The sequence below is a fragment of the Legionella israelensis genome, from assembly GCF_004571175.1.
Classification (GTDB): Bacteria; Pseudomonadota; Gammaproteobacteria; order Legionellales; family Legionellaceae; genus Legionella_D; species Legionella_D israelensis.
In genome coordinates this window covers 2,665,066-2,687,377 of the sequence record NZ_CP038273.1, presented here as the reverse complement: position 1 = coordinate 2,687,377, position 22,312 = coordinate 2,665,066, and the positions used below count along the sequence as shown (strand labels likewise).

Here is a 22,312-nt window from a genome sequence, read left to right as displayed (position 1 = left end):
TCATGACTCAAGAATCGCTCACATTTTCCTCGCTTAATTTGTCCAATGAATTGTTAAAAACCCTGGAAGAAATGAAGTTTCATACACCTTCTGCCATTCAAGCAAAAACCATCCCACCCTTACTTGAAGGAAAAGATGTCATTGGGCTTGCGCAAACAGGCACGGGAAAAACCGCCGCTTTTGCTCTGCCCATTCTGCAAGGTTTATCAGATAAAATAAAAAACACCCAGGCTCTAATATTGACACCGACACGTGAATTGGCCATACAGGTGGCTGACCAAATTGAAACGTTAAGCCGTTATCAGAAAAATTCCACCGTAGCAATCCTTTGTGGCGGACAGGATTACCGACGTCAGTTAAAACAACTTCGTGACGGCGCCAAAGTGGTCGTGGGGACCCCTGGCAGAATACTTGATCATATTGAGCGTGGCAGTTTGCAACTTGGGCAATTGTCAACTTTTGTTCTAGATGAAGCCGATGAAATGTTACGCATGGGATTTATCGAAGATGTCGAAACCATCCTCGCCCAATTACCTGAAAAAAAACAAATGGCTTTATTTTCTGCCACCATGCCTTCCCGCATTCGTCATATTGCGCAAAATTATTTAAATGACCCAGTCTCTATTGAAATTCAGTCTAAAACAGCGACAGTAAAAACCATAGAACAAAAATTTTTATTTGCCTCTGGCACTCAAAAATCAGCCGCGTTGCTGAGAGTTCTGGCCGTAGAAGATTTTCAGGGCGTTATTGTCTTTGTCAAAACAAAAAGCAGTACAGAAGAAGTGGCTCAAGTTCTGCAGCAGCAAAATTATCGCGCCATGGCCATTCACGGTGACATCAGTCAAAATCAGCGTGAGTATATCATCACTCAGTTTCGCCAGGGCACTATTGATATCCTTGTAGCCACCGATGTTGCAGCGCGAGGACTCGACGTCGACCGTATAACGCATGTCATTAATTTTGATATCCCTTTTGATTGTGAAACTTATGTGCATCGAATCGGTCGTACAGGCAGAGCCGGGCGCAGCGGGACAGCTGTTTTGTTTGTGACCCCCAAGGAAACCCGCATGCTGAATATGATCGAGCGACATACTCGCCAGCGCATTGAAAAAATGTTCATCCCTGATGATCGTCAAATCAAAACAGCGCGAAAAAAGAAGTTTATGGCAAAAATTACCGAGCGTTTGCAGCATGAGAATATTAAAGATTATTTGTCTTTGATTGAAGAATACATCACCGTTCAGCCTACTACTTCCGCCATGCATGTTGCAGCTGCCTTAGCCTTACTGGCTAATCAGGATGAATCGTTGCAGGAAGAGCTGAGGCTGCCTCAAGTCTCTGACCCTGTAAAAGATAAACCGCGAAAACACAAAGCAGATCGTTCTTATTCAGAAGACAAACCTTCACGTTCGACCCGTCGCTCAAATCGTGAGAGAAGCAGTGGTGATCCCCAGCAAGACCAGGATCTTTTTCGCATTGACATCGGCAGGGTCCATGGAGTCAAACCAGGAAATATCGTTGGCGCTATTGCCAATGAAGCAGGGCTTTTAGGAAGACAAATCAGTGGATTAAAAATTCATGCCGATCACTCAACTGTACGTTTACCTAAAGGATTACCCAAAAACATAGTCAAAGATCTGACCAAAGCCTGGGTCTGTGGCCGACAACTTAATCTTAGCTTAATTGATAAGGCTTAAGTGCCGTCTCTACCTTGGCCTTACCGTCCAAATCATCTCCAATTGCCGACGAAAGTCGGCATCCAAGTTCTTTTTATTGTAATAGTTCAACCGCTATGTTGAGATAAGGGATAATTCATACCAATTTTCCGAGCAAGGCCGAGCACTTACTTTTTATCATCTGAAGGAGGAAATATAGATAAGGCTTACAATTTATTTGTATTGTAATAGGACACCGCCGCTACCGCACCAACTAAAGCAGCGCTTCCGGCCAGCCCCCAAAAAGTGAGTGGATTATCTTTATATAGGGAGCCTTTCCATTTTTCTTGTTCGGTGGCTATTCTTTGCTTAATAATTTCTCTCCAGTTTTCAGAACTGGTATTTTCAATAAGCTGAGGCATGATGTTTGTATCAATATAATCTTTAAACTCAGCGGTCAGATGGGCTCCATTCATATTATTTACCCATTCTTCATTGGCTGCAGCAATGGCTTCGAAATAAGCAGCACTAAAAGCATATCGGTCCATTTCAGACCAATGCTGAATAGCGAAACTTTGTAATTGACAACGAGGTCCCTTGCCAAAATCATTTTTAGCCTTTTGCAAACGAGTTTCACTACAGAGCGTTAATTGAAAATAGTGCAGAAAAGTTTTTATGTATTTTTTTAAATGAACATCCATTTTATTATTCCCTGTCAAAAATAAGTAAAATCAATCAAGTGCGAACCATCAAAAGATTCGCATGGAAAATGGATTTTATAGGGAAATAAACAATAAGAAAACCGCTATCAACATCAACAGTGATAAGCTGAGGTTGCCGCCGGGTATCATAGGCATCACCTCTCCTGTGCATGTTTTACGACCCCTCCAGGCCATGATGGTGGGTAGAAGCAATAATAAAATGACACAGCAGATTCCTGCATAACTTAAAGCCTGTAAGTAAATTCCAGGTTTGACCAATACCAGTAATAAGGGCGGAAGAAAAGTTAAGGCCAGAGTAAACTTACCTTGTTGTCCGCTTTTTCCAAGCTTCAAACCATCGGCAAGAAAATCAAAAAGCCCAAGGGACACGCCAAGAAAAGCAGTTAGCATACATACTGAGCTGAATACACCAAAAAAAGCACTGATGGAATTACTGCGGACTGCATGACTTAAAGCATCACTTAAACCACTGGTGGCATGTTCTGACTGCATCAAGGCCAGCAAACCATATTGCCCATCCCTCGCCACCACACCCATAATGACGGCATCCCAGAGAATGTAGCAGGTTAAAGGAATTAAAGATCCTAAAAGAATGGCCTTTCGCAATGCCCGCACATCATCTTCAAAATACTCACGAAGGCTTGGTACAATGGAAGCAAACCCAAAGGAGGTCACTAAAATCATCAGACTGCCTGTGATGGCAAGAGATGAGCCGCCCGTTAAAAATTTAGGTGATACGTGCGGGCTGATGATGATAACCAACAGCAAATAAACGCCAAGCTTTCCAAACATTAGGCCACGATTGACATAATCAACGGAGCGTATGCCGCTGTAGACAATGAGTCCAAATAAAGCGGTAAAAAGAACCGCTGCCCATGCATCTGAAAGATGAACATTGATTTTATGAAGCAAACCGTTGAAAACATCACTACCGCCTGAAATATAGGCTGCAAGTAAGGTGTAAAGAAGAAAAAGATAAGTCATCCAGGCAATGACCTGACCAGGCAGACCAAGAGTCGATTTGGCCATGGAAATCATGTTGCTACCGGCGGGCAGACGTAAATTGACTTCAAGTACCAGTAAGGCCCCTGCCGTCATAACAAGCCAACATAAGAAAAGAAAAACTATGGAATTGGCAAAACCGACTGCAGCCGTCGAAACAGGAAGTGCCAGCATGCCGCCGCCTATTGAAGTCCCTACAATGAGTAAAAGTCCACCGACAAGTTTTGAATCTGGCACTATGTCATCCAAAATAGTACAAATTTAATACAACATGATAAGTTAAATAACCGACTAAGTCAATGATTATTTATCTTTGATAAGAAGACAGTTCAGGACAAAATCCTACTTTGTCCAAATAAAACCAAATTGCCGTTATTGCGAGCAAAGCGTTCCATCGATACCTCATAAAAAATTGAACTTACAATTGCTTTACTTCGTCCGCAATAACGTCTTACTGTGCATGCTTTAAGTGCTATGATTTTGTCCTGTGAGTTCTACTAAAAATAATAAATTCTCAGACTCGACTTTAGCTATTTTTTGGGATCGAATCGCCGCCACTTGATAGCGGGGAGACCATACGGAGCTTCGCATTGGTTACCGCGGTCGATGCCACGGTAATTCGTGCCATTCTATTTTCTCAAGCATCGATTTAAAGCGACTTTGATAAAGATAACAGTACGCTTCTATGGTCTTTAATCTATTGCATTCCTTTACTTGAAAAATGGCTAAAGTCCAGATCAGAGATATGTATTTTAATAAAATAGAAAATAAAAAAGCAGGTGGTAAAGTCCAACCTGCCTTACGATTTTAGATAATAATTTATTAAAAATAATATCGGATAATCCTAATTTTTTCCATTAAAACATTTTCGCCTTACTATTATATTTTTCCGGATTAGCCAATTTATCCAAGTTATCAATCTTTTCAATGGTAGTGGTTTTAAGCCCAAAATGACCAAAAACGCGGGTGGTAATATTTTGCCCCTTATTTAAGATTTCATAATCGGTTTCACCACCAGTTTTTAGCTGCATTCCTTTACCCTGATAAAATTCATTTAATACATCCTTAATTCCATCCATTGTTTTTTGCTTGGTAAGGTTATCAATTAAATCTTTCAGGACAGATGCTTTCTCAACTTTAAGGCTGAATAGACCGCACAAATAAGAATGGGAACGATTATCATGAAGCAAAGTCTGCTGATAATAATCATTAAGAGCCTTAAACTGCTTGCTTTCTAAAAAGTCCAAAACCTCTGGCTCCTTACCTTCTCCAAAAAGAAGTTTTTCACCTTCTTTTAAAGCACCCTTGATATGTCTTTTAACGTCTTTTTCATGTTTTTTTTGTCTCTGCTCTTTCTTCTTTACTTCCTGATGTAACTGCCGGGCAAGACCGAGCGTTCCTTCTTCTTGAAGTAATGGCTCTTTTTCCTTTTTATCGTTCTTAGGCTTATGAGGGAATAAACCAGAAAATAATGGTGCCTTTTCTTTCTTTTTAGGTTCTGATAAAGATGCAACGTGCTCTTCTATTATTTGTTCTTGAGGAACAGGAGGTTCAAAACGCATTCTGTTCTCAAATATTGGAGACCCTTTTATAAAAAGTATTAATGCTGAGCAGTGTTTATCTATGATTTTTTGATGCTCAGGATTTTGCTCTTTCTCCTTTTTATACAAAAATTCAGCTGCTAACCCAAGAGCAAAAGCATAATTAGCTAATTTTTCCTTGTATTTTTCAGAGGGAGAAATGACATTTTTTGGTACAGATTCTAATTCTTCCGCCGCTTTTCTTAAAGCATCGTTATAATAACTCCATTTTTTTTCATTATTTAAAATATTCGCTGCTTCGAAGGCAAGTCCTTTACCGGAAAGAGCCTCGGCCGCCATTTGCGCATATTGATAAACATCTTTTAAGTTATACGTCATTTCCTACCTCATCAAGACAATAAAACATACTTATTCTACACCATCGATGCTTAAGGAAAAATTAACAATAAATTTTATAAAAATTGTACAAAAAGCATTGGATTACTGCTTCCTAACTTGACTCGAGAGTCATAGCGGGTTCTAAAAAGTTTACGATGTTTATGGATCCCGCGATCAAGCCGCGGGAATTCGGCATGGCAAGCCGCGGGAATTCGGCATGGCAAGCCGCGGGAATCCGGTTTGGCAAACTGCGGGTATTCAGGCAAGCCGCGGGAATTCGATTATAATCTTTAATGAGTTTATTTGATTATCTCTAAATCAAATTTAAACTGTGCGAATTTAAATGATTTCGGAGTTTTAATAAAGCTTTTTTATCAATCCAAAGTCTTACGATAGCGGCTGAAACTAATCAGCATCACCACTACCATAAAGATAATGATGGGAATGACTCTCGCCCACACGTCCATAAAGCCGTTTCCTTTTAAAAGAATGCCGCGCACAATGACTAAAAAATGAGTCAAAGGCAGTACACTCCCTACCCATTGGGCCCATTCCGGCATGCCGCGAAAGGGGAACATGAAACCTGACAGTAAAATGGAAGGCAGAAAGAAAAACACAGAGCCTTGAATGGCCTGCAATTGATTTGAGGCCAGAGTGGAAAAAGTCAGCCCCACGGCAAGATTGGCAACAATAAACGGTAGGCAGAAAAACAATAAGAGAAGAATACTGCCTTCTATGGGTATATCAAACAAGAGTTTCGATAAAAATAAAATCAATAAAACCTGCAGATAACCAACAATAATATAAGGTAAGATTTTACCGATCATCACTTCCAGCGGTTTCAATGGTGTGGCCAGCAGATTCTCCATGGTACCGCGTTCATATTCCTTGGTGATCGCCAATGAGGTGATGATCACCATGGTCATGGTCAATACCACACCTAATAAACCTGGAACAATATTGTAAGAAGTAATTGCCAGGGGATTGTATATGGCATGAACGACGGGCTCGTAAGGAGGCTTATTGACAATGAGGTCTTTTAATGGACCGGTCAGTTCCTCATTTAATGTAAGAAAAGCAAGATCGCTGAACACAGAAATAGCGCGGCTGGTTGCGGCAGGATCCGTGGCATCGGCTTCAAGTAAAAGTTGAGGTCTTAACCCTTTAACCAGATCACGGGAAAAATTAACCGGAAAATTCACCACAAAAGATGCCTGTCCTTTTTTTAATAATTCGCGTGCTTCTTTTTCACTCGATTGTGGGCTAATAAATTTAAAATAAGTGGAGTTTTCCATGCTCTTTAAAATCCTGCGGCTGAAAACGCTGTGATCATCATTCACAATCGCTGTAGGTAGTGAACGCGGATTGGTGTTAATGGCATAACCAAATAAAATCAACTGCATTAAAGGCACCCCCATGAGCAAGGCAAACGTTCCTTTATCACGGCGCATTTGAATAAATTCCTTAACGATGACAGCAAGCAGGTGGTGTGGAATCCTTATCTTCAATCCTGTTCTCCATTCGATTTTTTCAGCAAATTGATGTATGCATCTTCCAAAGTAGGCTTGATCCTTTTCCAGCTTAAATCATTTTTTTCAGAAAATACTTTCAATTCTTTTTCAATTTTTTTGACATCTTCCCCACAAATATGAATTTGATTACCAAAAAGTGCTGCCTGAGTCACTCCTTCAATTTCTTTAATCTGCTTTAATAAAGCTGTGGTAATAAAGCCTGTAATTTCCCAGGTGTTTAATTGAGTTTTGGCAATGATATCATCCACCGTCCCCGTCACCAATAAATTACCTCGAGACAAATAAGCAAGCCGGGTACAGCGTTCCGCTTCATCCATGTAATGAGTGGAAACGAAGATGGTAACGCCTTGTTCACTGAGCAGATGAATTTTATCCCAGAATTCCCGTCTGGCAACCGGGTCTACACCGGCTGTGGGTTCATCCAGTAGCAATAACTCCGGTTTATGGATTAAACAGGCTGCAAGGGCGACTCGTTGCTTCCAACCACCGGATAAATGTCCGGTCAACTGTTTTCTTCGTGGTGTTAAGCTAAATTCCTCCATGATTTTTTCAATTTTTTCTTTGCGATGCTCGACTCCATATATTCGCGCAATAAAATCGAGATTTTCCTCAATGCTTAAATCCGTATAAAAGCTGAATTTTTGAGTCATATAGCCTACATGACGTTTGATTTTATCGGATTCATCAATAAGATCATAACCAAGGCAAGTACCTGTACCAGCATCCGGCGTCAACAGACCGCATAACATGCGAATGGTCGTGGTTTTACCACTGCCATTGGGTCCGAGGAAACCAAACACCTCCCCTCTTACCACATGCAGGTTGATATGATTAACCACGACTTGATCATCAAACGATTTCGCTAGATTTTTTACATCAATAATGATATTATCGTCTGTCATGGTAATATAACGGTTACCGGTTGCCCAGGTTTAAACATCCAAGGTTCTGCGACCCTTGCTTTAATGCGAAAGACGAGCTTCTCAGCATTTTCACGACTATAGACCAGCGGTGGAATATATTCTGCTTCCGGTGAGATATAACTTACTGTCGCTTCACTTTTTTTATCACAACCATAGCATTTAAAAGCGATTTTCTGCCTAAGATATATTTTAGAAAGATGGTCAACAGGAATAAAAAATTCAATACGAATATTTTCAGGCGGTAATAAAGCCAATACGGGTTGTTGAGTGCCCACAAATTCACCTTCACGAAAAAAAGTATCAAAAATAAAACCATTTGCAGGTGCAGAAAGGCTTTTTTGCTCCAACTGCCATTTGGCTTCCTGTAATTTTTCTTCCAGTGATTCTACTAAAGCTTGCTGAGCCTTAATCTGCCGCTCGCGACTGCCCAATTGTGCCAAAGCCAGATTGGCTTGATACTGCGCTTTTAACTGCTGTAATTCTTCATACTCGGCGACAGCTTCATCCAGTGTTTCCTTATCAGTTGCATTCCTTTCATAAAGCTCTCGTCGTCGCTTTACCACAAGTTCAGCCAGCTTGATTCTCGCTTCTGCCTGTTCAATCTGTGCTTTGATAGCAGCAATTTCAGGAGGACGGCGAGGTCGTTTTAAATCCTGTAGGGTTTGTTGCGCTTGAACCAACTCAGCTCTTCTTTGTTTTACGAGCAATTGCTCTGGATCACTGTCCAGCTTAAATAACATTTGCCCTTTTCCTACTCGTTCCCCACGCTGCACTAACAATTTCTCCAGCACACCAGAATTGGGTGAAGCCAGAAAAACGTTTTCTCCCTCGACATAACCCTGATAGTGATGCTCTTTCGGTTTGCCACAGCTCAAGAGCAATAACGTCAGTAATGTAAAAAACAAAAAACGTTTTGTCATATGTTTTGTAGTTATTTTTTCTTTAATCATGAAAAAATGGTCTGCTTATCTTATCGACTTTTCGCACCTGCGTCTTTTCTTTTAAAAAATACCACGAAGCGAAATGTCAAGTTTATTTATATAATGGCATATCTGTGTCGTTTCAGCATCACTTTCAGCTTTTTACATTTCAAATTTACTCAATTTTTAGCAAAAAAGACTCAGCTTGGGTTTTCCTGCAATAAAGGTTTGAAAAAAATTATTGTAATTTCGTGGTTATAATTTGATCTTTTCCCCGTTTTTTTGCTTCATATAGTGCCTTATCCACTGCGATCACAGCATTTTCTATATCTTTTTGATATTCAGAGGGAATAAAAACAACGCCTATGCTTAGCGATATTTGTTGAAGAAGATCATGTTCATCATTTAACTTCTCTTTTTTAGCGAACTTTGCTTTTTTAAATTCAGTACAAAGAGTTTTACATATTGACAAAGTGTTTGCCAATGTTGTGTTGGCCAATATGGCAGCAAACTCATCACCGCCAAGCCGAAAAACAGTATCATTTGAGCGACGCATGGTTTGTTTTAACAAATTGGCAAGATAGACCAATAATTTATCTCCTAAAGGATGCCCAAAGGTGTCATTAACATCTTTAAAATTGTCAATATCAATAAAAACGAGATTTAAAGCATAATCATTCCGCTTTGCCCTTTTAAATTCATGATTTAAAACTTTTTCGAAATAACGCCGGTTATATAAATTTGTTAAAGGATCGGTTATTGTTATGGTTTTTAGCTTCTGAATGTACTTTTCCAGTTTTTTATTCGTGTAAGTCAGCTTGTGAATCAAACTGTCTTTTTCCTTAGATAACTCAGAAGTCTGAAGCAATAAATAGGCATTACTGTGGGCATGAATAATCAGCATGATAATGAACAATAAAAACATAATAGCCAGAATGATTCTTTCCATTTCAAAAAAAGAAAAATTATAGGTCACAATTGGCAGAAAGATAGGTAATAAATAGGCATAATAAGCAAGCAAAAATACAGATAAACTTCCTATTGAGCCAGCACATAGACCGCCGGCGATAAGAATAATAATCACTTCAAGAAAAGGAGTGATATAAGGCAAAAAAATCACATAGGCACTGCCCCAGAAAAGTCCTGTCAGAAAAACGAACAGTAAAAATACTCCTAATACCGGTGCTGGATGGGTATTGTAATATTCGGTTTTCATCATGAAATAGCTATAGAGCCAACGTACAACACTCAGGATAATAATCGTTAAAGACCAAAGACCAACCAGCCTCATCGGTACATCATTGTAAAGCAGTATAAGAGCTAACAATGCCGCAAGGAAAACATTAAAAGGGACGGTTTTTAATGAATTACGTAATAATAACAATACCAATTCATTTTGAATGTTAAAGATATTCATTTTTTTGTATCTGTTCTCCTCTTTTTACTCTCAGTATAGTAGAGGCATAAATCAAGACTAGGTCCTGAAAATAAGAGGCAGGAATTTGGATATGGCGTGTGTCACCATTAACCCAGAAAATAATGAATCAGTTTGTAGGATAAGATGGTCAATAATGAGGATGCTGGCAAGGTTAATATCCATGAGGTAAAAATATTGCGAATAACGATCAGATTAAGTGCGCCGATGCCGCGAGCAAGACCAACACCCAATACCGAACCGACTAAAGTTTGTGTTGCAGAGACAGGTATACCCGTACTTGTTGCCACGACCACCGTCGTTGCGGCAGCAAGTGTTGCAGCGAATGCTCGACTGGGAGTTAAGGCCGTTATTGAGCTGCCTACGGTTTCAATGACTTTCCGGCCGTACATTAAAAAACCACAAATGACCCCTATACAGCCCAAAAGAATGATCCAAGCCGGATAATTTTCAGCACCAAAAGGCTGATTGGAATGAACCACCAGGCTGTGAATTATAGATAAAGGTCCGACGGTGAGTGCTACGTCATTTGAACCATGGGCAAACACCATGGCGCAGGCAGTCATTGCCATAAGCACGGCAAAATACCGTTCAACCTGAATAAATCGCTCGCGACGGCGAATATTGGGATTTTCAGGGATACGTCTTATAAACAGCAGGCCAACAATAGTAATGGTGATACTGGTGGCCAGTGTGACCGCCAAATCCTGTTTTAAATTTAAATGAATTTTAAAATGATTTAAGCCTTTAAATACTGTGATAAAGGATAAAACTGCACCTACCAAAAAAAGATAAACCGGAATATAAAGCTTTGCTTTTTCCAGGGGATTTGATTTGATGAAAATCGTTTGCTGAATACTGATAAACAGCGCATAACCAGTGATGCCGGCGATAATGGGAGAGGTGACCCAGCCAATAGCGATATGAGACACCTGAAACCATTTTACAGCATCTGTGCCAAGAACAATACTACCGAACCCTACCATCGAGCCTACAAGTGCATTGGTAATAGATACAGGAACACCTAAATAACTGGCAAGATTCATCCACACCGTACAGGCAAATAATACACCCAGCATACCTTCGATCATAATCAGCGGTTGATCGGAAAGCTGGCTGGTATAAATAATGCCATCTCTTACGGTTTCCGTCACTTCCCCACCACCAAGGAAGGCACCGGCAAATTCAAAAAAAATAGCGATCACCATTGCTTGTCGCACCGTGATGGCTTTCGACCCCATGGTGGTGCTCATGACATTGGCAAGGTCATTGGCACCAACTCCCCAAGTCATAAGGAAACAAAGGATAAGAGCTGCAAAAAGATAAATAATTGAAAAATCCATAGAAATTACCGGGCAATGAGAATTTGCAACCGACCACCCACTGTCTGAGCATAATCGGCAAGATCGCCAATCCATTGAACCAGTTTATAGAGAAAAATAATTTCAATAGCAGGTAAATCCTTTTCCAACTCAAAAATTCGATGTCGGATGGCAGCCAGCTTTTCATCACTGTCCTGCTCTATTTCATCGAGCGTTAAAATCATTTCCTCAACGATTTTAACTTCACTTCCCCTGAAGCCGCTTTCCAATAGTTCATCAAGTTCATTAATGGCCTTGCATGCCTGCTTGGAAGCATCAAGGCATCGACTTAAAAAAGGAAGAAAGTCAGGGACAAGGGCCTCAGGTATAACCATTTGTCGGCTGATAATCAAACCGGCAATATCTTCAGCTTTATTGGCAATTCTGTCCTGGGCACTCAGAAGCTCAAGTAAATCCGTACGGGAGACAGGAAGAAACAGGCCGGTAGGTAAATGTAAACGAAGATCACGTTTAATCAAATCAGCTTCTTTTTCAAGCTCGGTGATTTTGTTTTTAATGACATTGGCCGTTTGCCAGTCTTGTTGCAGTGCGGCTTCAAAGAAAGGATATAGCTGCTTTGCGCATTGATGCGCCTTGCGAATATGCTTTTCTATTGGCCGAATAGGTGACGGCCCAAACATATTAAATATGCTGCCCATGTATTAACATATTTATAAAAATTGTTGCAAGTATACCTGAAACTTTATGAGAACAAAACAATCAATTATAAAATCCTCTGGGGCATCAGAAAAATCTGTCATGCCCAGAGATAAAACCAATAAGGCAAAATCCTATTTTGATTATATTATGCCTTATTTGTCTCATCTAAGCGTAAGAGGAAGTCCATCTTGCAAAGTAATGAACTACCATAAAAATTTATTCCACCAGCTTGGAAATAACCCGTTTTTAATTCCTTTATGAAAACATTTATGAGGAATCCCCTCATCAAAAAAGCTCAGGATCTGTTGACATTTCGTTTCGTGATCTCGCTCAAATGCCCACGTGCCGCGGTTTATCCGCTGCATCCATGAGATCTCGGCAGCACGTAGGAACTATAGAGCAATTGTCAATAAGCTCGAATATTTTTTTTGATTTCTGTTGAGATGAGCCATGCCATATAAATAAAAATGGATTCATTTGCAATATAGGAGGGTAAGGCATATCTTTAAATTATAAATTGATCAAATAATAACATATATGGTTAAATAAAAATCGAATGCTGCCTTTAAATCATTTTAAATTTAGTATTTTCGGACTGTCCAACCTTCTCGTTGCCTGCGCCGTTTTGTTACTAGGCTTGGTTAGTCTTTTTCGAACGCGTTTCAGTTTTCTTGCCATAACCTTGTTTCTTTTGACTTTCACCATTAGTTCCTGGCTGTTGAGCTTTATTTTTCTTTATATCTCAAAAAGCGAAGCACTGGCGTTTTGGTGGGCCAATGTAGGTTATTTATTCGTACCTGTTATATCTCCGGCTGCTTATCTTTTTATTGCTTCCTTTTTAGGAATTGTGAATCAAAGAAAATTTTATCTTATTTTATTTTTTTCCCTTGGCGTTTTTTTTACCATTTCACAGTTTTATTTTCATGCCATTTTCAGTGAGCTTTATCAATATCAGTGGGGATATTATCCAAAATTTGAATGGCGATTCTATCCAAAATTCAATTCCGGCTTCAGTCTTATTTTTCTCTTCTTTTTCTTTTCTGTGATGATTCTCTGCTTTGTGGAGTTATGGAATGAATATAAAAAAATCCGCCATACCCATAAAATGCAAAAAATAAAACAGATTAAACTCGTAGGTTTTGCATTTTTAACCGGTTACATAGGATCCATCGATTTTATTCCTTGCTTTGGTATAGATATCTATCCGCTGGGTGTGATGTTTATTGGCTTTTTTATTGCTATTTTATGTTATGTCATTGAAAAGTATCACTTGTTGGATTCCCCTACTTTTGTAGCCAATCAAATCATTGAGACCATTAATGATGCACTTATTGTCTGTGATCATGAAGGTTTGATTCGCATTGCCAATCCTGCTGTCATTTCGCTTAGTCAATACAGACAAGAAGAACTCATCGACAGATCCATTAATTCATTGTTGCTGATTCACTCCTATGACAATGAACATGAAAACTTTTTCCAACTGATCGTAAATGAAAAATTTATTCAGGGTTTGGAAATAAGCATGGCCAGAAAAAACAATTCAGATATCCCTGTTGCTATTTCCTGTTCCCATATTGTTGGCATTAACAACAAAACAAAAGGTTGGGTCATTGTGGTTCGTGATATTAGTGAAATCAAAAAAAATATTGCCCAACTTATTTATCTATCCAGTCATGATTATCTGACAGGAATTTATAATCGTAAGAAATTTGAAGACGAGCTGGCCTATCATATTCGTTTATCGAATCGAACCCACCAGTGTAATGCCTTTTTACTATTGGATATTGATCATTTTAAAGAAATCAATGATAACTTTGGTCATCAGCATGGGGACAAACTACTTATCTGTTTTGCTGATTTTCTAAAAAAATATTTTCGCCAAACCGATGTGGTCGGTCGTTTTGGTGGGGATGAATTTGCCGTTATTGTGACAAACATTCAACCGCAAGACATCAATGAGCTTGCTACCCAACTCATCAAGACAATTCGCAATTTTCCTTTTTCCGTCAACGGACAAACCATTACAGTAACTGTAAGTATAGGGATTGCTCTCTTTCCAAAAGCTAATGAGGATAAACTGGATTTGCTCATGCATGCCGATTTGGCTTTATATCAGTGTAAAGTCAAAAACAGAAACGCCTATGAGATTTATGACCCAAGCGTTAATTGGAATTTTCTTTTTAAAAATAAAGTCCAACTAGCGAACATGATTAAAGAAGCAATGAATGAGGGGCGCTTAATTTTATTTTCACAACCCATTTTTAATGTACATCAGGATAAAGTCTCTCATTATGAGCTCTTATTGCGAATGAAAAACAAGGATAAAATTATCCTTCCCGAGAATTTTTTAGACGTCGCAGAACATTATGGCTTAATGCGGGAAATCAACCTCTTCGTTATTAAAACCACCATCGCATTACTTGAAAAATACCATGATCTTTATCTGACTTGTAATATATCCTCTAATGCTTTAAATGATGAACAAATATACCATGTATTGATAGAGTCCATTAAAGAGAAAAAATTTGCTCCAGAGCGATTAATTCTTGAAATTAATGAACACATTGTAGTTACTCATATCAAATCAGCCATCAATTTCATGAAATCCTGTAGAAACCTAGGCGTGAAATTTGCTCTTGATGATTTTGGTGTAGGATTGTCTTCTTTTACCCATTTAAAATATATGCCAGTAGATTTCTTAAAAATCGATGGTAGTTTTATTAAAAATATTCTTAAAAATGAAATTGACCGACAATTTGTGAAATCAATGGTCGAGATTGCAAAAACATTGAAGATAAAAACCATAGCTGAATATGTGGAAGATGAAGAAACTGTCCATTTGCTCAGGCAATTAGGGGTCGATTACGCCCAGGGATTCTATTTTGGCAGACCCGAATATAAATTCAAGCTTATAGACTAAATTCTACACTCCACACTTATCTTATGTGTTTTTTTTTAAAAATTTTGCTTTATATTGAAATTTAATGTTCATTTTTTGTCTTATACTTAGACTATAAGAGATGTATTTTTGCAACTTCTTTATAGCAACTATAGGATAAATAATGACCAATATAAACTCTTTAACCAATCACTTACTGATAGCGATGCCCACCTTAAACCAATCAAGTTTTGAGCGCGCTGTCGTGTATGTTTGTGAGCATAAAGAGCAAGGGGCAGTTGGTCTTATTGTCAACCAGCCAATGAATTACCACTTAAGCTTTGTGTTTGAACAATTAAATATTAAATCCGAGCACAATGAAAAAAATAAAATGCCTCTTTTATATGGCGGTCCAATGCAGCCAGAAAGAGGATTTGTGATTCATAAACAAATGGTCAATGACTGGCGTTCCAGCCTGATGTTACAGGATGACGTGACTATCACTACATCTAATGATATCATTTTAGCCATTGCGCATAACAAAGGTCCCCAGGATGTTCTTATCACCTTGGGTTATTCCAGTTGGGGTGAAAAACAACTGGAAAAAGAAGTCATTGAAGATGCCTGGCTTATTTGCCCTTTTAAAACCGAAATACTCTATGAGGTCCCTTTTAATGAGCGCTGGAATTACGCGGGATCCATTCTTGGAGTAAATATGTCACAACTTAGTACAGAAACAGGCCATGCCTAACCGAGTCTGCCTGGGCTTCGATTTTGGCTTTAAGCGTATTGGTGTCGCAGTCGGTCAGACTTTTACGCGTACCGCTTCTCCTTTAACAACCATTGCAGCCAAAGCCGGCACCCCTGATTGGTCTGATGTTAAGAAAATCATAACTCAATGGCATCCAGAGGTGTTGATTGTAGGCCTACCAACCTGTATTGATGACTCTGAGCTGTACACCACAGCGGCTGCGCGAGAATTTGCAAATCAACTTCAACAACGTTTTTTATTACCCGTACATTTGGTGGATGAACGCCTTTCCACCATCGAGGCACGCGAGCAGTTGTTTGCTAAGGGAGGATATCGTAAAATCCGCAATTCACAAATCGACAGTATTGCCGCTTGCATTATTCTGGAGCAATGGTTACACCACCCAGATGAGGTTTTATGAAACATTTCTTAGAAATAAGTCAGATCCCAGGCGATGAAATAGAAAACTGCATTCAGAGAGCTTTGTATTTCAAAAGAAATTCCCTATATCCTGTTTATCCGCAATATACGGTAGCCCATCTTTTTTATGAAAACAGCACACGCACGCGTGTAAGTTTTGAGGTGGCTGCGCATCGTCTCTCTATGCCTGTGATTAATCTTGATGTGCAACACTCTTCCGAAAGCAAAGGTGAAATCATTGAAGATACTATTCTTAATCTCTCTGCAATGGGGATCTACCATTTTGTTATCAGACATTCTCAAGATGGGCTGCACAATCAGCTGGCAACAAAATTAAACGGCAATGTTCATCTGATCAACGCAGGTGACGGCAAACACGCTCATCCAAGCCAGGCCATGCTTGATTTAGTCACCATTGTGGAACAAAAGCCTCATTTGCCAAAACTAAAGATGGTCATTATTGGCAATATCCGCCATTCGCGAGTCGCCAATTCCCTGCAATGTATATGTAAAGCGCTGGGTGTTGGAGAACTGGCCATGGTCGCCCCGAAACTCTGGCAGCCAGAGACAGTCCACTATGGCTATGTGACAGATAAAATATCTGAAGCTTTGATCGATGCAGATGTTATTGTCTGTCTGCGTGTACAAAAAGAGCGTCTGTCTCAGCATGAACAATTTGACCTTGCCATCTTTCAGCGAGATTTCAAACTTAGTAAAGAACGTTTAGCTATAGCCAAACCTGAAGCCATGGTCTTACATCCGGGACCTGTTAATCGTGGAATTGAGATCGACAGCGATGTTGCAGATGGCCCCCAATCCTTTATTCTGCAACAGGTCACCAATGGGGTTTATACACGCATGGCAATTCTTGAAGCATTAATTGGCGGTATTAAAAAATAAAAAGAATAAAGGAAGCGAAAAAATGTCACTACAAATTGTTATTCTTGCCGGTGGACAAGGCAAGCGAATGCACTCCAATACCCCTAAAGTCCTCCATCAAATCGCCGGAAAACCCATGCTGTCCCACGTCACAGGAATAGCTAAGCAGCTTAACCCTGATGCCATACATGTGATTATTGGACATGGAGGTGAGCAAATTAAAAAGGAGCTTTCAAACTTGCCTGTTAACTGGGTTGTCCAACATGAACAGCTTGGCACAGGACATGCCTTAATGCAGGCCATGCCGTTTATACCGGACTCTTCTCAGGTACTGGTCTTATCGGCGGATGTGCCGTTAATTCGCCTAAATACCCTTGAGAAGCTGATCCAAATAAGAACAGAAAAGCAACAAAGACCTTCTCTGGCTTTACTGTTAGCTGTACTGGATAATCCAACTGGACTGGGGCGCATCATACGTGATATGACAGGAAATATTCTGTCCATTATTGAAGAAAAAGATGCCAACTCTGCTCAAAAAGCCATTCAGGAAATATACAGCGGTATCTGCTGTGCGCAAGCTCATGATTTAAAACGCTGGTTGCCGCAGCTTAAAAATGAAAACGCTCAAAAAGAATATTATTTGACCGATATCATTCACATTGCTGTCAATGAAAATCAAGCCATAGCTTCCATCCATGCCGAAGAACCCATTGAAATACAGGGAGTCAATAATCGACTGCAATTACAAGAACTGGAACGTGCCTGGCAGAGGCGTGAAGCTGAAAGACTTATGCTCAATGGCGTTACCATTGCAGATGCTTCTCGTCTGGATGTACGTGGTGAACTTGTTTGTGGAAAAGATGTTTTTATTGATATCAATGTTATTTTCAGCGGGAAAGTACGCATAGGAAATCATTGTTCTATTGGGCCAAACTGTCAGTTGAAAAACGTCACCCTTGGCAGTCATTGCGAAATACAGGCGAACAGCGTTTTGGAAGATTGCATTATCGATGAAGCCTGTCAGATAGGTCCCTTCGCCCGTATTCGCAAGGGAACGGAACTGAAAGCACACTGTAAAATTGGCAATTTTGTCGAAACAAAAAATGCCCGCTTCAACACTGGAACTAAGGCCAGTCATTTAAGTTATCTGGGGGATGTGGTGCTGGGAAAGGACGTGAACGTAGGAGCCGGAACCATTACCTGTAATTATGATGGCGTCAACAAACATGAAACCATCATAGAAGACAATGTCTTCATTGGTTCAGATACGCAATTAGTTGCTCCTGTGACCGTTGGCAGAAATGCAACCATAGGTGCCGGCAGCACCATTCGGAAAAATGTCCCTCCTGATGAATTAACCCTGACCGTCAGCCAGCAAAAAACCATTCACGGCTGGAAGCGACCGAAAGCCAAAAAGTAAAAACAAGAAGTTATTAATTCATGAGTCATTAAGATATGTTGACATTTCGCTAACTGGAGTCGAAGCTTCGATGTTCGTTAAGTACTCAGTTCTTCTTAAGGAAGCGGCCATATTTGATCCCTCTTGCGAGAAAACTTCCTAAAAACTGCTGCTAATTGCCCTCAACTTTAGCCATTTTTTTAAGATTGATCCCCGCTCCTTGATAGCAGGGTCTAAACAGAGCTTCGTGTAGATTACTGCGGCCAATGCCGCGGTAATTCGTGGTTGTATTTTTACAAGTCATTTTTTCCTTCGAATCCCCGCCCGCTACCTGATAGCGGGGTCTAAACAGAACTTCGTGTAGATTACTGTGATCGGCGCCGTGGTAATTCGTGGTTGTATTTTCCAAAGTCTTAATACTTCAGAACTTCATCTTCTTTTGCTGCAGACGGTTTCTGAAAAGGTTCTGCCGGTTGAAAAATGCTTTTTTTAACGCCTGGAGAAGAAGTGCAGGATTTTATCGCATGCATCTTTTGAGCTAGCAAAGGTGTTTCCTCATTAATGGGAGATTCTGATGCATGATAGATTTCATAACATTCATATGGATTTCTGGAAATCACCACATAATCCTTAACACCGCCTTCAGCCTGCAGTAATTGCAAAGCCTTTGGTGTTATTTCAATGCTTATTATTTTATTAGACTCTACTGGGCTGAATCGCGTATCTGGACAACCGCAGAAAAAAAATTGATCGCCACTGCTTAAGGTTAATTTTTTTCTTGTCTTGCACATGGTATTAATTTTACTTTAGTGGATAAATTTACGCCACAAGATAACATATTCATTCACATTTGTATAATTCCCAACAGAAAAATTCAGGAGATTAGAAGAAAGAGCATCAGCGATAGGTTTTGCCATCTTGATTCGCTCAGGCCGCACACCCTATGGGAAAGGAATCTTTTCTCTATAGGCTGTCTCAGGACAAATTGATAAGCATCGAGCATAAGCGCCATTCAAATTTAAACGTTTATCCACTCCCATATGCATGAAGAAATCAGGACTGAGGATTTTCGTGTAATGAACTTTTGTGCAAACATCATAATGATGATAGTAATAAATTTCAGAGGAAATGATCTTTAACTCCGCTATGGCTTCATTAAAAAGAAAGGGAGGATACTGATTCAGATCATCTGTTGTCTTAACATCAATTGACTGCTCTGAAAGATTGTCCATAAAAGGAATAATAGCTTTAACACCCAAATGATTACATTGCTGGAAATTGAGATGATAATCAGAACCTGCTTTTTCTTCCAAAAGATGCGTGTTTTCAACATTATATTGAAATGTGTAACACTGCCAAAGTTCCTCAAGGGCAGAAATAAGTGCCTTTTGCAAAGATAAGCCGGCACTCGCTCCAACTGAATATTGAACAGATTCTCTCTCCGATTTGGAAAAATAAAACATAAGGACAGAATAACCCGGCAACTGCAAACCATTCTCAAAGATATACAGTTCACCATTATCAAGCAGATTTTTAACTAACTCAGAATAAGGCGTTACTTCCATCAGTAATTCAGGTTCGATTCGATAACGATAGCGGCGAGCCATCCAACTGCCGATAAGTGCCTGACGTTCTATAAATTCAGATAAAGAATTAAGTAATGATTTGTCTTTTGAACGGTGAGAGGCACAGGAACAACTGTCATTGAATGGAATGAAATGACGGTCTTCTTTTTTACCGTTCAGACTTACGGCATTAAAAGGATAATCACAGGCTTGACCGTTAAATAAATCCTCTACCTGTGTAAAACAAAAAGCGTGTTCATCTATATTTAATGATTCATTAATTTGAAGCTCCTGACATAGCGTCTTCAATTTCGCCGACAGTGTAGGCGTCTTTACTTCTGACAAAGGCTTGCGAGCCGTTATAGGTACGCCAGTAAAAAAATGGTTTCGCTCCAAAAACTCCCCATAGGCTTTACGGGCCAGATTAAAGCCAGTTCCAGTTCCGCCACCATAACCGATCATACCGTCACAACCCGCTGAACGAGGAACATAAAGCAAATGATTGGTAAAAATTTTCAGGTGTATCGGATAGTCAACAGCCGCATGTGTAGCACGGCATAAAGGACTGAAATCCAATTTATCAAACGCTAAATTTATCATTTCTCACTCAATATAACCAAAAAGTTGCATCATCAATGGCATAAAAGCACCAGGATCTAAACCCAAAGCCGCCAGAAACTCATATTCAGCAAAGGAAGACCAGACTGTATTGCTCAGTCCCAGCGCCTGTGAAGTGATAATGGCCTGCTGATACATCGAACCAGCTTCCATGACCGCATGCCTGTAACCCCGATAACGATATTTAAAAATCGATTTTCCAAGATGAGCCAGATATAGCAGACAAAAAGCCGGTCGTTTTTGCTGAGCAATAAGATGATGCAATAAGCGGCTATAAAAATGCTCTGCTGTCATGGGTTTAATCAACTGCAAGGTTCTCGAAACCGGTCGAAAATGATAGCAACCGGAAATCAATGAATGCTCTGTTTGAATACGATCCTCAAAAAGAAACACCAACGGTTCTACAGGATACAATCCTCCAGCAGAAGGATAAGGTCTTCTTCCATGCTCATCAGGAGAAAAGCTCTGAATCAAAAAGGATTGTAATTGAATAAAATTCATTTTTTGGCTGGAGAAGTGGATGGAGCTAGGCTGGCGATGAAACTGGCGCTCCTCAGTATCAGAACAATCAATATCATTTTTATGAAATGGCGATATTTCACATTCTGTAAATTGTACTCGCTCAATAATCGCCTCTTCCACAGAGCTGATAGCGGCAAACCCATGATCAATCAAGCTGATGCATTCTTTTGCATAAGCTTTGCTCACTTCATTATGTACCTTGCTGTCAATATAATTTTCCACATGACTGCTGATAAATGTTTTTTTCTTATCCACTTCTAACACTGCGCTTCCTCTTTTAAAACAGAGTCCGAGAGTTTAAGATTCATATCATATTCAGAATAAGGCGAATGAACAGCAACCTCTTTAAACACCGTAAGTCCGTTCAAATCAACATGCCAGAACCAGTTTACAGCGTCTAGCGTCATTGGAAAATTCCAGAAATGGGTATATTGAGCAGCAAATCTGGATAGACAGTGAGCAATATATCCTTTCTGTGACAGGTTAATCTTAGGATCAGGGAATTGTTCAGCGCGATCTTTTAATAATGAACGATAAAAGAGCAGCCAGTTATTTTTTGTGACCGACAAATTACTATACACGCTGGCTAAAAGATTACTAAAATTGGAAAAATGTGTTGGCAAACCACTGTTTCGATAATAAAGATTATCGATAACCAGGATATTGTGTACAACACCTGCGGTAATCAGGTAAACATCATCCGAAAGACAGTGAAATACTTTTTTGAAGTCCTGATGCGAATAATTGCGACGAAAAAATAAAAGTAGTGATTTGGGTTGGCAGGTAAAAGATTCGGTATCCACTTTTTCTACCCTGTATTCCTTATTAAAAGAATCAAATAAGGCATCTGCAATAAAATCATCATCGGCATTGATATAGATGCAGGAAAACTTCCTGGAAGTTAAGGGCTTAAGCACAGAGAGTTTTTCTATAAGTACCTGCTTAAGTTCTGAAACCTCTGTTTCAAACTGTCTGGCCATATCCTCTAACTGCTGCTCTGAAATTTCAAGCTTATCCTGTTTTTGCAACAACACTAAAATCTGCTTAAGCTTGGAGCTGGAAATTTTAATACCCTTATTGTAATTATTTAAATAAAGATCACTATCTCTTTCTATTAGCTGATAATCATTGATCATGTACATAATAAAACT

Annotated in this window: 19 protein-coding genes; 6 read left to right on the top strand and 13 right to left on the bottom strand. The window is 39.6% G+C overall.

Annotated elements, in window-relative coordinates; all coding sequences use genetic code 11:
- Positions 1-2: 2 nt before the first annotated feature.
- Positions 3-1,697: a DEAD/DEAH box helicase gene (locus tag E4T55_RS12350; RefSeq protein WP_058502786.1), complete on the top strand. Its 1,695-nt coding sequence runs from the start codon at positions 3-5 to the stop codon at positions 1,695-1,697.
- Between the two features lie 185 nt (positions 1,698-1,882).
- Here the strand turns inward: E4T55_RS12350 and E4T55_RS12345 are convergent, their stop codons facing one another.
- The 9 genes from E4T55_RS12345 to E4T55_RS12305 all read right to left on the bottom strand — a co-directional run bounded on the left by E4T55_RS12345 (position 1,883) and on the right by E4T55_RS12305 (position 12,128).
- Complete coding sequence (locus E4T55_RS12345; protein ID WP_058502787.1) at positions 1,883-2,356, bottom strand: hypothetical protein; 474 nt, start codon at positions 2,354-2,356, stop codon at positions 1,883-1,885.
- A gap of 75 nt (positions 2,357-2,431) precedes the next feature.
- Positions 2,432-3,616, bottom strand: a complete 1,185-nt coding sequence (locus E4T55_RS12340) for an amino acid permease (RefSeq protein ID WP_058502788.1) — start codon at positions 3,614-3,616, stop codon at positions 2,432-2,434.
- A gap of 620 nt (positions 3,617-4,236) precedes the next feature.
- A complete protein-coding gene (locus E4T55_RS12335; RefSeq protein WP_058502789.1) occupies positions 4,237-5,298 on the bottom strand; it encodes a hypothetical protein in 1,062 nt (353 codons plus the stop codon).
- A gap of 374 nt (positions 5,299-5,672) precedes the next feature.
- A complete protein-coding gene (locus tag E4T55_RS12330; RefSeq protein ID WP_058502790.1) occupies positions 5,673-6,806 on the bottom strand; it encodes an ABC transporter permease in 1,134 nt (377 codons plus the stop codon).
- A complete protein-coding gene (locus E4T55_RS12325; RefSeq protein WP_058502791.1) occupies positions 6,803-7,732 on the bottom strand; it encodes an ABC transporter ATP-binding protein in 930 nt (309 codons plus the stop codon). Before E4T55_RS12325 ends, E4T55_RS12330 begins: the two co-directional genes overlap by 4 nt.
- Entirely contained in the window at positions 7,729-8,703 is a 975-nt protein-coding gene (locus E4T55_RS12320; protein ID WP_058502792.1) for an HlyD family secretion protein, read from the bottom strand. The genes E4T55_RS12325 and E4T55_RS12320 overlap by 4 nt, the downstream gene beginning before the upstream one ends.
- Positions 8,704-8,911: 208 nt before the next feature.
- The gene (locus E4T55_RS12315; protein WP_058502794.1) at positions 8,912-10,090 is read right to left on the bottom strand and encodes a GGDEF domain-containing protein; all 1,179 of its coding nucleotides are present in this window, start codon (positions 10,088-10,090) and stop codon (positions 8,912-8,914) included.
- Between the two features lie 107 nt (positions 10,091-10,197).
- A complete protein-coding gene (locus tag E4T55_RS12310; RefSeq protein WP_058502795.1) occupies positions 10,198-11,451 on the bottom strand; it encodes an inorganic phosphate transporter in 1,254 nt (417 codons plus the stop codon).
- A 5-nt stretch (positions 11,452-11,456) separates the two neighbouring features.
- A complete protein-coding gene (locus E4T55_RS12305; protein WP_058502796.1) occupies positions 11,457-12,128 on the bottom strand; it encodes a TIGR00153 family protein in 672 nt (223 codons plus the stop codon).
- A 557-nt stretch (positions 12,129-12,685) separates the two neighbouring features.
- Between E4T55_RS12305 and E4T55_RS12300 the strand changes: the two genes are divergently transcribed.
- The 5 genes from E4T55_RS12300 to glmU all read left to right on the top strand — a co-directional run bounded on the left by E4T55_RS12300 (position 12,686) and on the right by glmU (position 18,477).
- Positions 12,686-15,049, top strand: a complete 2,364-nt coding sequence (locus E4T55_RS12300; protein ID WP_058502798.1) for an EAL domain-containing protein — start codon at positions 12,686-12,688, stop codon at positions 15,047-15,049.
- A gap of 142 nt (positions 15,050-15,191) precedes the next feature.
- Positions 15,192-15,758, top strand: a complete 567-nt coding sequence (locus E4T55_RS12295) for a YqgE/AlgH family protein (RefSeq protein ID WP_058502799.1) — start codon at positions 15,192-15,194, stop codon at positions 15,756-15,758.
- Positions 15,751-16,179 (top strand): Holliday junction resolvase RuvX, encoded by a 429-nt coding sequence (gene ruvX / locus E4T55_RS12290; RefSeq protein ID WP_058502800.1) that lies wholly within the window; start codon positions 15,751-15,753, stop codon positions 16,177-16,179. The genes E4T55_RS12295 and ruvX overlap by 8 nt, the downstream gene beginning before the upstream one ends.
- Complete coding sequence (locus tag E4T55_RS12285; RefSeq protein WP_058502801.1) at positions 16,176-17,078, top strand: aspartate carbamoyltransferase catalytic subunit; 903 nt, start codon at positions 16,176-16,178, stop codon at positions 17,076-17,078. Before ruvX ends, E4T55_RS12285 begins: the two co-directional genes overlap by 4 nt.
- A gap of 22 nt (positions 17,079-17,100) precedes the next feature.
- On the top strand, positions 17,101-18,477 hold the full coding sequence (gene glmU / locus E4T55_RS12280; RefSeq protein ID WP_058502977.1) for a bifunctional UDP-N-acetylglucosamine diphosphorylase/glucosamine-1-phosphate N-acetyltransferase GlmU: 1,377 nt from the start codon (positions 17,101-17,103) through the stop codon (positions 18,475-18,477).
- A 392-nt stretch (positions 18,478-18,869) separates the two neighbouring features.
- Here the strand turns inward: glmU and E4T55_RS12275 are convergent, their stop codons facing one another.
- From E4T55_RS12275 to E4T55_RS12260, 4 genes are all read right to left on the bottom strand, one after another.
- Positions 18,870-19,247, bottom strand: a complete 378-nt coding sequence (locus E4T55_RS12275; protein WP_058502802.1) for a hypothetical protein — start codon at positions 19,245-19,247, stop codon at positions 18,870-18,872.
- A 150-nt stretch (positions 19,248-19,397) separates the two neighbouring features.
- On the bottom strand, positions 19,398-20,621 hold the full coding sequence (locus E4T55_RS12270) for a YcaO-like family protein (protein ID WP_058502803.1): 1,224 nt from the start codon (positions 20,619-20,621) through the stop codon (positions 19,398-19,400).
- 3 nt (positions 20,622-20,624) lie between these two features.
- On the bottom strand, positions 20,625-21,425 hold the full coding sequence (locus tag E4T55_RS12265; protein WP_058502804.1) for a SagB/ThcOx family dehydrogenase: 801 nt from the start codon (positions 21,423-21,425) through the stop codon (positions 20,625-20,627).
- Positions 21,419-22,303, bottom strand: a complete 885-nt coding sequence (locus E4T55_RS12260) for a hypothetical protein (protein WP_058502805.1) — start codon at positions 22,301-22,303, stop codon at positions 21,419-21,421. The genes E4T55_RS12265 and E4T55_RS12260 overlap by 7 nt, the downstream gene beginning before the upstream one ends.
- Positions 22,304-22,312 lie beyond the last annotated feature (9 nt).

Bases quoted from the DNA above. Each gene is read 5' to 3' on its own strand.
- E4T55_RS12350 (WP_058502786.1), top strand. From the start codon at position 3: ATGACTCAAGAATCGCTCACATTTTCCTCGCTTAATTTGTCCAATGAA.
- E4T55_RS12345 (WP_058502787.1), bottom strand. From the start codon at position 2,356: ATGGATGTTCATTTAAAAAAATACATAAAAACTTTTCTGCACTATTTT.
- E4T55_RS12335 (WP_058502789.1), bottom strand. From the start codon at position 5,298: ATGACGTATAACTTAAAAGATGTTTATCAATATGCGCAAATGGCGGCC.
- E4T55_RS12325 (WP_058502791.1), bottom strand. From the start codon at position 7,732: ATGACAGACGATAATATCATTATTGATGTAAAAAATCTAGCGAAATCG.
- E4T55_RS12320 (WP_058502792.1), bottom strand. From the start codon at position 8,703: ATGATTAAAGAAAAAATAACTACAAAACATATGACAAAACGTTTTTTG.
- E4T55_RS12315 (WP_058502794.1), bottom strand. From the start codon at position 10,090: ATGAATATCTTTAACATTCAAAATGAATTGGTATTGTTATTATTACGT.
- E4T55_RS12310 (WP_058502795.1), bottom strand. From the start codon at position 11,451: ATGGATTTTTCAATTATTTATCTTTTTGCAGCTCTTATCCTTTGTTTC.
- E4T55_RS12305 (WP_058502796.1), bottom strand. From the start codon at position 12,128: ATGGGCAGCATATTTAATATGTTTGGGCCGTCACCTATTCGGCCAATA.
- E4T55_RS12300 (WP_058502798.1), top strand. From the start codon at position 12,686: ATGCTGCCTTTAAATCATTTTAAATTTAGTATTTTCGGACTGTCCAAC.
- E4T55_RS12295 (WP_058502799.1), top strand. From the start codon at position 15,192: ATGACCAATATAAACTCTTTAACCAATCACTTACTGATAGCGATGCCC.
- ruvX (WP_058502800.1), top strand. From the start codon at position 15,751: ATGCCTAACCGAGTCTGCCTGGGCTTCGATTTTGGCTTTAAGCGTATT.
- E4T55_RS12285 (WP_058502801.1), top strand. From the start codon at position 16,176: ATGAAACATTTCTTAGAAATAAGTCAGATCCCAGGCGATGAAATAGAA.
- glmU (WP_058502977.1), top strand. From the start codon at position 17,101: ATGTCACTACAAATTGTTATTCTTGCCGGTGGACAAGGCAAGCGAATG.
- E4T55_RS12275 (WP_058502802.1), bottom strand. From the start codon at position 19,247: ATGTGCAAGACAAGAAAAAAATTAACCTTAAGCAGTGGCGATCAATTT.
- E4T55_RS12270 (WP_058502803.1), bottom strand. From the start codon at position 20,621: ATGATAAATTTAGCGTTTGATAAATTGGATTTCAGTCCTTTATGCCGT.
- E4T55_RS12260 (WP_058502805.1), bottom strand. From the start codon at position 22,303: ATGTACATGATCAATGATTATCAGCTAATAGAAAGAGATAGTGATCTT.